This is a genomic window from Halobaculum rarum, from assembly GCF_040025155.1.
In the GTDB taxonomy this organism is placed as follows: Archaea; Halobacteriota; Halobacteria; order Halobacteriales; family Haloferacaceae; genus Halobaculum; species Halobaculum rarum.
Window position 1 is genome coordinate 316,869 of sequence record NZ_CP157275.1, and the last position, 14,375, is coordinate 331,243.

Below are 14,375 nucleotides of genomic sequence, written 5' to 3' on the forward strand. Positions count from 1 at the left end.
TGAGTCGCTTCGGTACGTACAGTCCGCTTAGTTACCCGTTTCAGCTGAGCGTGAAGTTCGGAACTCGAACCGGGCGCCGCCTTCGTTGCTGTCTGTAATGGTAACGTCCCAGTTGTGAGCTTTGGCAATTCGTGAGACAATTGTGAGTCCGACACCGCTTCCGCTGTAGCCTGTCGTATACCCGTGATCAAACACGGTGTCACGTTCGTCAGGGGGAATCCCCTTCCCGGTGTCTTCGACGTAGAACCCGTTCTCCAGCGAGCCAACCCGGACAGTCACGTCTGCGCCACCGTGTCCGACCGCATTCCGGAACAGATTCTCGAAGAGTGCCGTGAGCTGGCTTGCGTCTCCGGTCACCGTACACGGATCCGTTGACAGGGTTGCTGACCGCGTATCGATCAATTCCCATGCATCGTGGGCCACCTCAGACACGTCCACTGGCTCGTGGTTTTCGTCGGGGATCCCGTGACGTGCGAGTGTCGAGAGGTCGGTGATGAGTTCCTGAATACGGGTGAGGGCCGTGTCGATCGTTTCGAGATGTGAGTTATCACCGGTTTCCTGATATAATTCGAGGTTCCCGGCTGCAACTGATAACGGGTTGCGGAGGTCATGTGTAACCATACTGGCGAACTGGTCAAGCCGTTCGTTTTGCGCTTCTAACTCCGCCTCTCGCTCACGTAACGCCTGTTCGGTGGTGACCTGAGAGAGTGCTGTCCGAAGGTGGGCGGCAAGGAGTTCGCCGATGGTGACGTCCTGTGAATCGAAATCCGAGGGAGTTGGCGACCCGGCCATCAAGATACCGTGCTCACCCAACGGGAGGTACAACTCGCTGCGGATCGGTGACTCCGAGTTGTAGATATCTGCGTCAGTCTGGATATCATCGATCGCTGTCGCGGTTCCATCCTTAAACACCCGCCACGCGATGCTCTCTCCGTCGCGAAACGTCGGGGGCTCACCGATAAGCTCCAGAACATCATCCGTGTACGCAACAGGAGCCAATTCCTCGTTCTCGGCGTCGTACAGATGAATCGCGTTCGCCTGTAGATCCAAGATCTCACGAGCGGCGACAACCCCGCGTTCGGCGACCTCCTCGACTGTCTCAGCTGACAATAACCGTGGTATCTCTTTGTTGAGTGCTTCGAGTTGGCGTTCTCGTTTTTTGTGGTCGGTGATCTCTGTGGACACGCCGAACACGCCCGCTATGTCGCTAGCGGTATCCCGCGCAGGGACTTTCAATGAGAGATACGTTCGCTCGTCACCGTCCACTGTGATTTGTTCTTCAATCTCGATCGGTTCGCCTGTTTCGAGGACACGGCGATCGTTCGCGTGGACGGTTTCAGCCATGTCCGGAGGGTGGATGGCCGCGTCGTCCTGTCCGACAATCTCCTCGGAGTCTATATTGAACAAGCGCTCGTATTCAGCATTCACAAACACGTACCGGCCATCAGTATCCTTCAGATACATCACTGCCGTCGTGTTTTCGAGGATGAGGTTCAGACGGCGGTCTGCCTCTTGGAGGTCTGAGAGGACGTGTCGCCGGTCAAGGTACGCTGTGACGAGCTGCAGAATCGTGGTGATGAGCTCTCGTTCTTCGGGGAGAAACACATCACTGTCCGTCTCAGCCACTGTGTCGGTCGTATAGCCAATTGTGAGTGCAAGTTCGTTGCCGGCGGTGGTCACGTCATGGACTGTAAGTTGATGGACTGGTGGTTCGTACTCCGGAGATGTGAACTCGGTCTCATCGATAGCGAGCGAAGCAACTGCCGCGTCCGGGAATTGCAGCGACTGTGGAAGGTACGTAACGACTTGCTGGATTGGTCCCGTCAACCGGCCGTCACTGTCAGTGAGTAGATCGCTGATCGTTTGAATCGCGGTGAGTTCTTTCACTCGTTCTCGCAGTTCGTGTTCCGTTTGGTACTGGGCAACTGCGTGACGGATGCGTGTGGCAAGCCGGTCGTACTGTTCTGGTCCGCGTTTCTGTAGGTAATCGGTTACTCCCGCAGAGATGGCTTCGCTGGCGATCTCTTCTGAGCCTTTCCCTGTAAAGAGAATAAACGGCAAGTCTGCGTGGGTTTCACGAACGGCGTGTAAGAATTCAAGCCCGTTCTGGTCCGGCATCTCATAATCGCACACGATACACGCAATCGGTTCCGTCTCGATGAGTGTCCGCGCGTCGTGGACGCGTGTCGCAGTATGTATTGTCGCCGCAGGGAGTTTGCGTTGTAAAAACGTGGTAGTGAGATCCAAGAAATTCGTGTCGTCATCGACACAGAGAAGATGCATACGGGAGTGTACGATACCCTTCGCAAAGGTCTTTCTCAAAAATATATTCTTCAGCGCTTTGTACGGATACAATCGAAGTGCTACCGTCGATACACCTGACTGAGGTGTTCTGCAATGCGGTTCTGTTGAACTCCGTAGCACATCGGTTAGAACTCTTACTGTCGCTGGTAGATCTCACGACGGTCAGGTCACTCGACCATGTTGATCGTACCCTTCGCCGCCTCCATACCCACGCCATCCACGGCGGATATTTCCCCGCGATCTATGTCGTTCTCATCGGTGAGGTACGTACTCGCGATCAGGTTCCCGATTCTCTCGCGGTGACTCCGCCGTCCTCGAAGAGTTCCCCCACTGAGGTCGTCAGTCATGAAGGCACGGAGATCGTCGTCAGATCCCATACTGACAATTCACCCCATGACTCCTATATGCGTCCCCCCGGAATGGATCGATTGACGAGGGATCCGATGATTGAACGCATTTGGCACGGATGGACGACCCCGGAGGATGCGGACGAGTATGAGCGACTTCTGAGAGAGCAGATACTCCCGAGCTTTGCTGACAAAGACATCGACGGGTATCGTGGGGTTCGGGTGTTACGTCGCTCACATTCGGAGGAGATCGAGTTCATTACGATCATGCGATTCAGATCGATCAAATCAGTGAAGCAATTCGCAGGTGAGGATTATGAGACCGCTCACGTTCCCCGAGAGGCGCGTGAAGTACTCGCGAGATTCGACGAGCATGCTCAGCACTACGAGGTGAGAGAGCAGGTAGATTACTAGATGGGACGATTCACCGCTACTTCCATGAAAGTGAGCTGCCCGGTGCGTCGGTGAGACAACACCGCAGGATGACCCCTGTCGACTCGGTGAACCTCACCTGAACGGAATTCACCAGAACTATTCACACCCGAACAGCGACGCGCCGACCGCCTCGTCCAACTCGCGTTTCGCGCGCGTCGGGTTCGGCGTGTTCGGCACGTCCTCGACCGCGACGTGTCGGTCGTCGTGATCAGATCTGTCGCCGCCGTCGTCGGACCGATTCCCGGTCACGGCTCCGCCTCCTCCGAGCCCGCAGCCTCGTCCGCGGGCAACAATACGAGGTGGTGACCGTCCGGGTCGTACAGCTCGACCGACCCGTCGGGTGCCTCCCGAACCATCACCGAGGGGAGGTCGCCGTAGGCGTGCTCCGCGACGGCCGCGGGCTCGCGTACCCGGAGCGCCAGGTCGACGTGGACGCCGCCGCGGGCGCCCGCGATCCCCAACTGGGGTTCCCACAGCTCCACGTCGAACTGCCGGTCGGCCCCCGCGGGGCCGCGCATTCGGACCCGTCGCCGCTCGTCGCCGCGATCGACCGCCGAAAAGCCGAGTGCCGACCAGCAGTCGCTCGCGAGATCGACGTTCGCCACCTCCAGCACCACCTCGAACACCCCGACGAGACCGGTCCCCGTCCCGTGGGGGGCCGTCCCGCCGATCTCCGGGGCGTGGCCGTCGTCGTCCTCGAGATACATCGAGCGGAACGAGCCGAAGTCGACCTCCGGCGCGTCCGGGAAGCGAGCGCGCCAGGCGGGGTACTCGCGGGCAGGCGTCTCGAACGCGAAGTGCGTGTGGAGGCCGCCGCGCGGAACCGAGTCGGGCCGCCGGAGCACGAACTCGGTGCCGCCGACGTCGAAGGCGCACTCGGTGGCGGTTCGACGGGTCGGGACCAGGCCGAACGTGTCGGCGTACCACGTCGCCGCGCGCCCGAGGTCGGTCACCTCCAGCGCGAGCGACGCGAGCGCCGGGCGCGGCTGCGTCGTCGGGGGTCGCGTCGTCATCTCGTCCGCCCTTCCGGCGGCACCCCACTTAAGCCCGCGGCGCTCCTGTCACCGTCCATGCCGATGAAAGGGTCCGGCGACGCCGACCTCACCGTGATCGACGAGTTCGACGACGGCGTCGGCTGGATCGCCTACCCCGACGAGGCGATGGAGCGCGCGAGCCACGCCCTGTCGGTCGACGGCGACGTGTGGGTACTGGATCCGGTGGACGCCGACGGCGTCGACGACCTTCTCGCGGATCTTGAGGGTGATGTCGCCGGAGTCGCCGTCTGTCTCGACCGCCACAAGCGCGACGCGGCGGCGATCGCGACCCGCCACGACGTGCCCGTGTACGTGCCCGACTGGATGACGGGCGTCGCCACGAAGCTCGACGCGCCCGTCGAGCGGTTCGGACGCCAGCTCGGCGGGTTGCAGGCGATCACGGTCCGCGATTCCTCGATCCCGCCGTGGCAGGAGGTCGGGTTGTACGACGAGGACGGCGGCACGCTGTACGTCTCCGAGTCCGTCGGGGCCTCCTCGTTCATGCGCACGGGGGCGGAGACGCTCGGTGTCCATCCGATGCTCCGACTGTTCCCGCCGCGCCGTGCGCTGTCCGGGCTGGACCCCGAGCGGGTGCTGTGTGGACACGGCGCCGGCGTCATGGAGGGCGCCGGACGCGAGCTCGCGGCCGCGCTCGACAGTTCGCGCGGAAACGCGCCGGGACTGTACGCGAAGGCCCTCCGGCAGTTCCTCGGGTGAGCGCCCCGTCGTGATCCCCCCAGCCGGCGGCGACGGCCCCGCCGACACGTCGACGGACGGAGCGGTTGGAACGGACGCCGCCACCCCCCGCGAGGACCCCGCGCCGGTGTACATCTCCGCCGACCTGCTCTCGCTGCTGGTCGAACGTGCGGCCGACGCCGACCCCAAAGCCGAGAACGTCGTCCTCGACGCGACGCCCGGAGGCGAGTTGGTCGACAGACCTGCGGATCTGGATCCGTCGACGCCCGTGCTCACGCACTTCTACTTCCCGGCGGCGGCCGGGTCCGTCTCGGCGGTGTTCGGGATGGATCTGGGTCGACCTGCGGGCCGTGCACGCTTTCTCTCGCATCCCGACGGCGACCGCCGGCTCACCGAGGAGGACGACCTCGCGGCCGCGGTGCTGGTGGCGGTGCCGCCGTACGACACTGAGAACGTGACCGCGTACGACCGGCGAGGACGCCGCCGGGAGTTGGTCGTCGTCGACGCGCACCCGCCCGAAGAGTACGTCGACGAGTGAGTCGCGTCGCTGTCGAGCGGTCGGCGTCACGCTCGCGCTACTCTAAATAGCCGAGGTCGCGGAGTTGCTCGGTGATCTCCTCGAACTGTGCCTCCGAGAGCGACCCCTGTTTCTGGTGTTGGATCACGATGCTGCGGAGGAGAAAGCGCACGAGGTCGGAGGTCGACGAGAAGCTCGTCCCCTCGAGCGTCTCCTCGACGCGCTCGGCGAGGTCCTTCGGGATGGAGACGGTGGTGTAGTCGGTCATGGCTCGGGCAACGGGCGCGCGACCGATAAGCGCGACGGAGCCGCCGACGGCGGTCCGCGCGGCTCGCCGCGGCGCACCGGTCCGCGTCGCGGGCCCGGTCCGTTTTAGTCCCCGGAGCGGCAACGCGGCGTAATGGCAGCCAGACCGCCGCAGGGGGACACGGGGGAGCCCGAATCCATCGAGTTCGGCATCGCGGCGCTGGACGCGCGCCTCGACCGAGCCGGCGTGCAGTTTCCGGCGACGACCGAGGAGCTGATCGCGTCGATGGGGAACACCGGCGTCCCCTACGACGCTGCGGGCAACACGCTCGATCTGGCGGAGGTGCTCCGCGAGCTTCCCGAGGAACAGTTCGAAACCGAGCGAGACCTCCTCAATCGTCTCCATCCGATCTTCGAGGACCGGCGGCGCAGCGGCGCGGGATCACTGCTCGGGCGGGTCCGCGCGCTCCTCCCCTTCTGAGGCGTCCGCCGCGTCGTCGGCCGTCGGCCCGTCTGCCGTCCCGGCACTCGTGGAATCGAACTCCCGCTCGAGCGCCTCGACCCGGTCGAGCGTCTCGCCGTGGAGCGTGACGAGCAGGTCCGAGAGCACGCCGAAGATGAGCAGTTGTACGCCCAGGATGATCCCGACGCCGGCGACGATCGCGAGCACGTTGTGCGGGATCCCGTTGACGAACCAGTCGTACCCGACGTACGCGGCGACGAGTACGCCCGCGATCCCGGACACGGCGCCCGCGCTCCCGAAGTAGAACAGCGGGTTCGAGGTCTTCGCCTGCCGGTAGATAGCCATCAGGATGATCCCCCCGTCGCGGACCGGGTGGAGGTTCGTGTTCGAGCCGTCCGGGCGCGGGAGATACGTGATCGGGACGACCGTCGTGCGGACGCCGTGGCGCGCGCACTCGACGGCCAGCTCCGTCTCGATACCGAAGCCGTCCGCCGAGAGGCGGAGGCGCTTGAAGGAGTCGACGGTGAACGCGCGGTACCCCGAGAGGATGTCGCCGAAGTCCTCGCGGTGGATAAGCGAGAACAGCCCGTTGAAGATGGTGTTGCCGACGCGGTTGAGCCCCGTCATCGCGTCGTCGTGCATGTCGGCGAAGCGGTCGCCGATGACGTGCTCCACGGTGCCGCTTCGGAGCGGTTCGAGCATGGCGTCGGCGTCGCTCGCGCGGTAGGTGCCGTCTGCGTCGGCCATGAGGACGTAGTTCGTGTTGATGTGCTCGCGGACGGCCTCGCGGATCGCCTGGCCCTTTCCGGAGCCCGACTGGATCTCGACGCGCGCGCCGGCGTCGCGAGCGCGCTCGCGGGTGTCGTCCGTGGAGCCGCCGTCGATGACGAGGATGTTGGTGAAGCCGTGGTCGCGGAAATCGGTGACGACGTCTGCGACGGTGGCGGTCTCGTCGTAGGTGGGGAGGAGTACGCAGACGTCGTCGGTCATGTGTGTTGGGTGGAGGTGGTGGCGAGTTAGGGGTTTCGGGAGTAATCGCTCAGCGATCCGTCCGGACGATCCGTTCGCTGATCCCCGTACGAGCCTCCGTCTCCAACTTCACCCCCGCATTCAAACTCGTCTGGATGCCCGTCTTCGCGCCGTCGCCAGAGGTCACACCGTACTTCCGGCGTCCGGGCGAGACGACCTCCCCCTTCACGAGCGTCCAGACGTCCTCGTCGTCGTGACGGAGGTTCTCGCAACAGTCGTCCTCGCGGCGAAGTTCACGTTGCGACCGAGAACGCTGTCACCGACGTACGAGAGGTGACCCACGGTAGCACCCTCGATCAACACGCTGTTTTTCACCTCGACGCTGTGACCGACCGTTGCGTCACATCCGATGAGTGTTCGCCCGCGAACGTACGCGTTCAGACCCACGCTCGCGCCCGATCGGATCAGCGTGGGACCTTCGATCACGACACCCGAATCGATCTCCGCGCCCGCTTCGACGACGACCGCGCCGCGGAGGTCGGCGTCGTCGTGTACGTCGCCGTCGTCCGACGCTCCAGTTCGTCAAGCTTAGAGAGCTGTGCCGTCTGCTCTACAGTTGACTGTGCGTTACTCCTCGGCACCTTGGTAGTGTTGAGGCGGTACCATCTGGAGATCAGTTGTGATTTGAAGGAATACGTATTCGAGGATTCATTGAACGAAGGTCCGGTTGTCGCGCCAAGTCAGAAAAGAGACTCAAGTAAGGTCAAACCCGGTTTCGATGAAGTTGATCAGTGCTCGCGAGGATGCCTCCCAAGTGTATCGTTGCCTGGCGAGTCGCCGTGCGCGGTCTCCAATGGCCTGCCTCCGGTCGGTATCACTGCCAAGGGAGGTAATAGCCTGAGGAAATTCAGCGAGTTCAGAGACGAGCATCACTTCCCCATGCTCTGCGTCGAACCCTCTAGCGCCGAACGGCGTAGACACGACCGGAAGGCTTCGAGCGAAATAATCGATGAGTTTGATGTTCGTACCTCCTCCAGAGACCATTGGATTGAGGGCGATATCAGCGGCATCGAAATGGGCCTCAAATCGCTCCTCAACATACCCGGTGGTAGTTACATTGGAGGGGAGTGACTTCTCGTCCAGAGCGTTCCCAACCGATCCCATGATGATGAAGTGGGCCCGTTCTTCTCCGCTATTCATTTCTTGAGCAATGTGAACCACTTCTCGAGCGGCCTCCACATTTGGCTTGTAGTTGCTCCCCATAAACAGGCAGGCGGTCTCTTCGGTGGTGATGCCGTACAGTGATCGAATGTGAGCAGCTCTTTGGCTCTCGGGACGGTGTTCCCGGAGGCTATCTACATAGGTCCCGTTGGGTGCGACCAGAACTGGACCACCGGGGTCGTATCGGTCTCGATAGACCGTTGCGTCATGTTCACTTGTACAGACGATACCGTCGGTCTCTTCAACGGAGCGACGTTCTAGTTTGTCAACTTTTTGTTGTACGTGGTTTGCGAATAGGGGTTGTTCGATGTCAGCGAACCGCTCGGTTTCGACGTTATGGCTTGAAAAGATGACCGGCGTATCCTCAGGCGCGTTGTCGAGAACGTACGGCATCTGCCATGGTTCACGGGCTAAAATCGCATCCGCGTTTTTGATCATTCTGTCCAGACCGTCGCTTGCAACGCGGAGTGTCTGGTGGGCAAGGAGGTTCGGATACCCAAGCAGCATCAGAGACTTACTGACTTCGTGGAGAGGATTGAGATGGCGGTACTCGTCGTATCCCTCGTCGATTTCGACGTGCCGACGGAGGTCGAACGATTTGTACATTGCAGGAGACCCGCCCTGACAATACCGGGAGACAGTATGACCTTCCACAGGAAACTCCTTGACTAGGCCGTGAGTCCGATGATCACCACCCATGCGCGGTGGAAACGTGACATACGGGGCGACCTGAGTCAGGTGCACGCATACGAAAGCGCGTATCGATACTTTATCAATGTCGGTTCGGAACCGCTCATTCGCCTTCGAATCGGCCTTCGGTCTCAAAGACCACTTCGCGCAACCCCTCCTCAAACACCTCATATCGATACTGTTCGGCGAACTCCTGAATCCGGTGCGCGTCGAAATCAGCGGGATCGAACGTTCGGATCGTGTTCCGAAGCGATTCAACTGTTGGCCCAAATGTGAGACCAGTCAAACCCTCCTCAACCTGGTCCTTGGTGAAGCCTTCGTTGACGCCGATCACCGGTTTTCCGGCACACAACGCTTCGGCAGCGACCAGACCGAAGTCCTCCTTTCGAGGAGCGTATACTACTGCCGTTGCGCGTGCCGTTATCGACTCAATGTCCTCAATGAAGCCGCGAATTTCGATATTGTCGTGACCCGCAGCCAACTGCTCGAGTTTCTCTCGCTCCTCACCGTCGCCAGCAACGACAAGCTGCTCGTCCAACCCCTGAAACGCCTTGACGATGAGGTCGATCCGCTTTTCGGGATCCAAGCGAGACCAGGTGATGAAATACCCGTCGTCGCCTTCGTTTCGCCAGTCGCCGGTGACTGGAGGGTAGACGACCTCTGCATCACGATCATAGAACCGTCTAATCCGGTCACGAATCAGTTCACTGTTCCCGACGAAGGTGTCAACATAATCTACCGCCTCCTTATCCAAAGTCCGCCAAACCTTCGCGTATGTGCGTGCACTGAAGGCGATGATCGGGTAGTCTACGCGCTGCATCCGGTCTCGGAACAGATCATAGAGCCAGCGTGGAGGGCTGTGCGGATAGTGGACGATACGCTGGTGAGTTTCGGGTACGTAAAACTTCGAGAGCGGACCGCTTTCAAGGAGCACGTCATATTCGGCGAGTTCGTCACAGCCCTGAGTCATATCAATCGCAACGCTGGCAGACTCGAATGGGTTCATTCCATTGTTCTTCCAGTCCAGTAGGCGCCCAGTAAGCCCGCGAGAATACTTATTTTGCCGGATAGGTCGGATGTCTACGTCGGGAGGAACATTGACCCCACTGTCGACATACATGGTATAGATTGGCGCATCGAGGACTCTCGCGGCCTCGATCGCGAAGGTCTCGCTCCCACCAATAGTCGGGAACCGATCGTGAAGGATCGCAACTGATTCTCTATTCATTCGTTCGTGCCTTGTGGGTTGGCTATCTCTTTTCCCGTATATACTGTCTCATTTAGGAGTGTCGCTATTTCCCATGACAACACGCATTAAATGGATCGAGGGTGTCGAAATCGACTGGCCAACGTCGGGGACGTAGTCCACCTATCGACGCTGGCGGTCGCCATTGCGAACCACGGTTTGGTCCAGTCAGCCGTGGCGAATCTGCCGGTGTTACGGCGGCTTCCCGCGGGCTCGCCTGGTAGCCCGTAGTTCTCGATTGAAGTGCTGCTGACCGTCGCGGTGTTCACGGGAGCGTTCTCGTCGCTATGGACGAGCCGGAAGAGAGTATCGTAGCGGGTTCGGTGCTCGATGGCGGCGTGCATCGTAAGCTACTCGTCGAGACAGAGGCCGCTATCGTCCGGAAGCAGATTTCGCGGGGTCAGCTGCGCTCACCACGTCAGCCCTTCGTAGACCAACCCTTCGCGGCGTTCAATCACACGACGCCCATCAACGACGACCGCGTCGGCCATCGCGTCGAACTCCGAGTCAAGCACGGCAAACTCGTCCCAGCCGGTGACGACGGTGGCACCGTCGGCGCCAGCAAGCGCGTCCGCGGCGGAGTCGGCGTACTCCAAGTCAGGGAACCGCTCAGACATGTTTTCGGCCGCGACAGGGTCGTAGGCGACAACGGTGGCGCCGCGCTCACGGAGCGCCTCGATCACTGGGATGGCCCTGGAGTTGCGGACGTCGTCAGTCCCTGGCTTGAATGCTAATCCCAGCACTGCGATCCGGGCGCCGGCGAGGTCAACCTCGTCCGCCAGCAGTTCCACGAGCCGCTCGGGTTGGCGGTCGTTCACCTCAACGGCTGCGCGCAACAGCACCGGGGAGTACCCCTCGCCCTCAGCGGCGGCGATGAGCGCGTTCGTGTCCTTCGGGAAACACGATCCACCCCACCCGAGTCCACTCCGAAGGAATCGCTCGCCGATTCGGTCGTCAAGCCCGATGGCTTCAGCGACGTCATAGGTATCGATGCCGAACTCTTTGCAGACGTTCCCGAGGTCGTTGATCAGGCTCACCTTCGTCGCGAGGAACGCGTTGTTGGCGTACTTGATCATCATCGCGGTTGCCGGATCGGTGCGGACGACCGGCGCGTCGTGTTCGGCCAACAGGGGCGCGTACACGTCGTTGATCAACTCATCGGCCCACTCGACGTCAGTACCGAACACGAACTTATCCGGCTCACGGAAATCCGACACAGCCGTTCCCTCACGGAGGAACTCGGGGTTCACCCCGAAGGCGACGCGGTCCCCACCGTCACCAGCGAGCGATTCGCCGAGTCCTGTCGCGAGGGCGTCGGCGACGCCGGGGAGCGACGGGGGCGCGACCGTGCTCTTGACCACGACCAAGTGCCTGTCAGTGCTACCTGCCAGAGCCTCGCCGGTCATCTCGGCGGCTGCGCTGAGGGCTCCGGTATCGATACTCCCGTCCTCGCGGGAGGGTGTTTGGATAGCCAGAAACGCACATCAGCCGCCGATACGCTGTCGTAAGACGTCGTCGCTCGTAGCCGGTCGCCCGCGTGCTGACCGACCAGCTCATCGAGTCCGGGTTCGTGGATCGGTGTGCTGCCGTTGTTGAGAGTCGCAACGATCTCTTCATCGATGTCGATCGCGGTTACTTCGTGACCGAGGTCGGCGAGTGAGGCGGCGAGCGTCGTTCCGACGTAGCCAGAGCCGACGACGTTGATTCGCATTGTCGGTGAGAAGCGGTGGCGCTCATATCAGCGTTCCCGTCGACGCGTCGACACTGAAGGCATTTTCACCCGTGGTTGAAATGACGCGACATGCAAGCCGTCGTTCTCGCCGCTGGCGAGGGAACACGCCTCCGACCGCTGACTGAAGATAAACCAAAAGGGATGGTCGAGGTGGACGGAGCACCGATCCTTACGCACTGTTTCGACAACCTCGTCGAACTCGGGGCGAGCGAACTCATCGTCGTTGTTGGATACATGAAAGAGCGGATCATCCAGCACTACGGCGACGAGTACGAGGCATCCCCATCACATACGCTCACCAGCGCGAACAGAAGGGACTCGCACACGCGCTACTCACCGTCGAGGATCACATCGATGACGACTTCATGCTCATCCTCGGCGACAACGTCTTCGAGGCGAACCTGCAAGATGTTGTCCGCCGGCAGGCCGAGGACCGTGCAGACGCCGCGTTCCTTGTTGAGGAGGTCCCCATGGAGGAGGCCTCCCGCTACGGTGTCTGTGACACCAACAAGTACGGCGAGATCGTCGATGTGATCGAGAAACCTGATGACCCGCCGTCAAACCTCGTGATGACCGGGCTCTACACATTTACGCCTGCCATCTTCCGCGCGTGCCATCTAGTGCAGCCGAGCGGCCGCGAGGAGTACGAGATCAGCGACGCGATCGGCCTGTTACTTGAAAGCGGGCGCACAATCGACGCGATCCCACTGGACGGGTGGCGGATGGACATCGGCTACCCCGAGGACCGCGACGAAGCGGAGCAGCGACTGCGCGACGAATCAGAGACAAATCAGGAAGCCGAGGCCTGAGCGTCAACGATGCGAGGCACACAGATGGCGAAAGCAGACAACAACACCAAATTATCGGCTCATTTTAACCTGGATATTCTGTGCCGTAAATCCAGGTCAATCTTGGTAGCGTAAGTGTTGTCTTCGACAGTTTCCTAAATCCGTATCTGAGATGTCTTGTCGCGAATTACACACATATTGAGCTGTCAGGGGACAGTCGTGACTGCTTCTCGGAGCGTCTCCCCAGTCGGACAGTAAAGCTCATGTGACCCAACCAATCGAATTACGTACGATAGTCTGGTGCTCGGCTAGCATCAACACAACCTTCGCGGTCGATGTTACTCTCGACTGCGTCGCAGATATCCGAACACTGAGTCATTCGGGAGGTTCAATCCCAGACAATCAACGCGCCGGCCGCCTTTAGAGAAAGCGGAGTTGAGGGTGTGCCTCCACGATTTGGACTACATGTAATCACCTGAATCGACGCTTGAGGTACATTTAACACAGGGCTCGCGCGTTTGATATTGTATGAAAGTCTCCGTTTTGACGCCGGATCTATCACATAATTGTCTGGGGCGGGCGGTTCTACTCGCACAACTCATAGAACGGAATTATGAGGTCGAGGTTATCGGCCCGAAGCAACTGGATGCGATTTGGGCGCCGATGCGGAACGAGTACAACTACAAGACCGTTGAGTCTGGATCTCGCATCTACGAGTTCGCCCCCAGTGTGCCAGCACTCGTCGATAAGATAGATGGTGACGTGGTTCTAGCGTCGAAGCCGCGGTTGCAGAGTTATGGTGTGGGGCTTCTGGCGAAGCTACAGGATGATCTACCAGTCGTGCTGGATATTGACGACTGGGAGACCGGATTCAAATTGGGTCGTGGGCGATTGATTGCATATGCCTGGGGAATACCCACACTGCTTGCTACCGATTCATTCTTCTACCACCGGGTGATGGAGGCGCTTTCTGGGGTGGCAGATGCACGTACCGTGTCCAACCGGTTCCTCCAAGAACAGTTCGGGGGAGAACTGATTCGACACGTTCGTGATACCGACGTATTCGACCCAGATCGATACAGTAAGGAAGATGCTCGCAAAGCTCTGGAACTTCCACAGGACGCAAACCTGATTATGTTTTCTGGGACGCCGCGCCCCCACAAGGGGGTTGCTGAACTGGTCCGTGCCGTTGCTGCGATCGGGAGGGACGACGTTCAGATCGTGGTTGTCGGTGAAAACGACTCGAACTATGTCGATGAACTCCGCCAGGCAGGCGGCGAGGCTTTGATACTTCGGGGACACCAGCCATTTGAGGAGATTCCACGCTGGCTCGCGGCAGCTGATATCGTCGCAATTCCCCAGCGGGACTCTCCCAAGACAAGGGGACAGCTTCCGGCGAAGGTGTTCGATGCAATGGCGATGGCGAAACCGATTATTGCGACCCGCGTTGGGGATTTACCAGAGGTTCTAGAGGGCTGTGGCTATTTGATAGAATCCGCGAGTGTATCGATGCTCGAAGTCGCTATTCGAGAACTTCTTCTGAGTAAAGACCAACGAGATTATCTAGGAGACGCAGCAAGAAAAAAGTGTGTTTCGGAGTACAGTTATCGGGCGGCTGCCCCGCGAATATCCCAGATTATTGAGAATGCAAGTAAATAAGTATAACTCGGACATGGTGACTTCTGCT

The 14,375-nt window shown here is 60.4% G+C and carries 13 protein-coding genes and 3 pseudogenes; 6 read left to right on the plus strand and 10 right to left on the minus strand.

From position 1 onward, the window contains the following. Positions 1–27 precede the first annotated feature (27 nt). Together ABJD39_RS01685 and ABJD39_RS01690 are read right to left on the minus strand one after the other, a co-directional pair. A complete protein-coding gene (locus ABJD39_RS01685) occupies positions 28–2,283 on the minus strand; it encodes a PAS domain-containing protein (protein WP_348611293.1) in 2,256 nt (751 codons plus the stop codon). 188 nt (positions 2,284–2,471) lie between these two features. Then, positions 2,472–2,681 (minus strand): hypothetical protein, encoded by a 210-nt coding sequence (locus ABJD39_RS01690; protein WP_348611296.1) that lies wholly within the window; start codon positions 2,679–2,681, stop codon positions 2,472–2,474. Positions 2,682–2,747: 66 nt separating this feature from the next. Between ABJD39_RS01690 and ABJD39_RS01695 the strand changes: the two genes are divergently transcribed. Then, positions 2,748–3,065 (plus strand): antibiotic biosynthesis monooxygenase, encoded by a 318-nt coding sequence (locus ABJD39_RS01695; RefSeq protein WP_348611299.1) that lies wholly within the window; start codon positions 2,748–2,750, stop codon positions 3,063–3,065. 117 nt (positions 3,066–3,182) lie between these two features. Here the strand turns inward: ABJD39_RS01695 and ABJD39_RS01700 are convergent, their stop codons facing one another. Both ABJD39_RS01700 and ABJD39_RS01705 read right to left on the minus strand, forming a co-directional pair. Further along, a complete protein-coding gene (locus tag ABJD39_RS01700; protein ID WP_348611302.1) occupies positions 3,183–3,335 on the minus strand; it encodes a hypothetical protein in 153 nt (50 codons plus the stop codon). Continuing rightward, the gene (locus tag ABJD39_RS01705; protein ID WP_348611305.1) at positions 3,332–4,099 is read right to left on the minus strand and encodes a VOC family protein; all 768 of its coding nucleotides are present in this window, start codon (positions 4,097–4,099) and stop codon (positions 3,332–3,334) included. Before ABJD39_RS01705 ends, ABJD39_RS01700 begins: the two co-directional genes overlap by 4 nt. 57 nt (positions 4,100–4,156) lie before the next feature. Here ABJD39_RS01705 and ABJD39_RS01710 point away from each other — a divergent pair, with 57 nt between their 5' ends. Together ABJD39_RS01710 and ABJD39_RS01715 are read left to right on the plus strand one after the other, a co-directional pair. After that, on the plus strand, positions 4,157–4,837 hold the full coding sequence (locus ABJD39_RS01710; protein ID WP_348611308.1) for a hypothetical protein: 681 nt from the start codon (positions 4,157–4,159) through the stop codon (positions 4,835–4,837). 10 nt (positions 4,838–4,847) lie between these two features. Further along, positions 4,848–5,354: a hypothetical protein gene (locus ABJD39_RS01715; protein WP_348611311.1), complete on the plus strand. Its 507-nt coding sequence runs from the start codon at positions 4,848–4,850 to the stop codon at positions 5,352–5,354. A gap of 37 nt (positions 5,355–5,391) precedes the next feature. On the opposite strand, the gene ABJD39_RS01720 is transcribed toward ABJD39_RS01715, so the two are convergent. Next, positions 5,392–5,601 carry a ribbon-helix-helix domain-containing protein gene (locus tag ABJD39_RS01720; protein WP_284061966.1) on the minus strand — a complete coding sequence of 70 codons (210 nt, stop codon included), beginning with the start codon at positions 5,599–5,601 and terminating at the stop codon, positions 5,392–5,394. Positions 5,602–5,733: 132 nt separating this feature from the next. On the opposite strand from ABJD39_RS01720, the gene ABJD39_RS01725 reads away from it, so the two are divergent. Beyond that, positions 5,734–6,060, plus strand: a complete 327-nt coding sequence (locus ABJD39_RS01725) for a hypothetical protein (RefSeq protein WP_348611314.1) — start codon at positions 5,734–5,736, stop codon at positions 6,058–6,060. Here the strand turns inward: ABJD39_RS01725 and aglJ are convergent. The 5 genes and pseudogenes from aglJ to aglM form a co-directional block, all read right to left on the minus strand. After that, complete coding sequence (gene aglJ / locus ABJD39_RS01730; RefSeq protein ID WP_348611317.1) at positions 6,022–7,032, minus strand: S-layer glycoprotein N-glycosyltransferase AglJ; 1,011 nt, start codon at positions 7,030–7,032, stop codon at positions 6,022–6,024. The genes ABJD39_RS01725 and aglJ overlap by 39 nt on opposite strands. A gap of 49 nt (positions 7,033–7,081) precedes the next feature. Further along, positions 7,082–7,601: pseudogene (locus tag ABJD39_RS01735) on the minus strand (bifunctional sugar-1-phosphate nucleotidylyltransferase/acetyltransferase); the annotation flags it as partial. Between the two features lie 163 nt (positions 7,602–7,764). Further along, a complete protein-coding gene (locus tag ABJD39_RS01740) occupies positions 7,765–8,931 on the minus strand; it encodes a glycosyltransferase (RefSeq protein WP_348613682.1) in 1,167 nt (388 codons plus the stop codon). A gap of 94 nt (positions 8,932–9,025) precedes the next feature. Then, positions 9,026–10,150, minus strand: a complete 1,125-nt coding sequence (locus ABJD39_RS01745) for a glycosyltransferase (protein ID WP_348611320.1) — start codon at positions 10,148–10,150, stop codon at positions 9,026–9,028. Between the two features lie 428 nt (positions 10,151–10,578). Then, positions 10,579–11,879: pseudogene (gene aglM, locus ABJD39_RS01755) on the minus strand (UDP-glucose 6-dehydrogenase AglM). Between the two features lie 90 nt (positions 11,880–11,969). Here aglM and aglF point away from each other — a divergent pair. Together aglF and ABJD39_RS01765 are read left to right on the plus strand one after the other, a co-directional pair. Next, a pseudogene (gene aglF, locus ABJD39_RS01760) lies at positions 11,970–12,709 on the plus strand (UTP--glucose-1-phosphate uridylyltransferase AglF). A gap of 507 nt (positions 12,710–13,216) precedes the next feature. Then, positions 13,217–14,347 (plus strand): glycosyltransferase family 4 protein, encoded by a 1,131-nt coding sequence (locus ABJD39_RS01765; protein WP_348611323.1) that lies wholly within the window; start codon positions 13,217–13,219, stop codon positions 14,345–14,347. Positions 14,348–14,375: the final 28 nt, after the last annotated feature.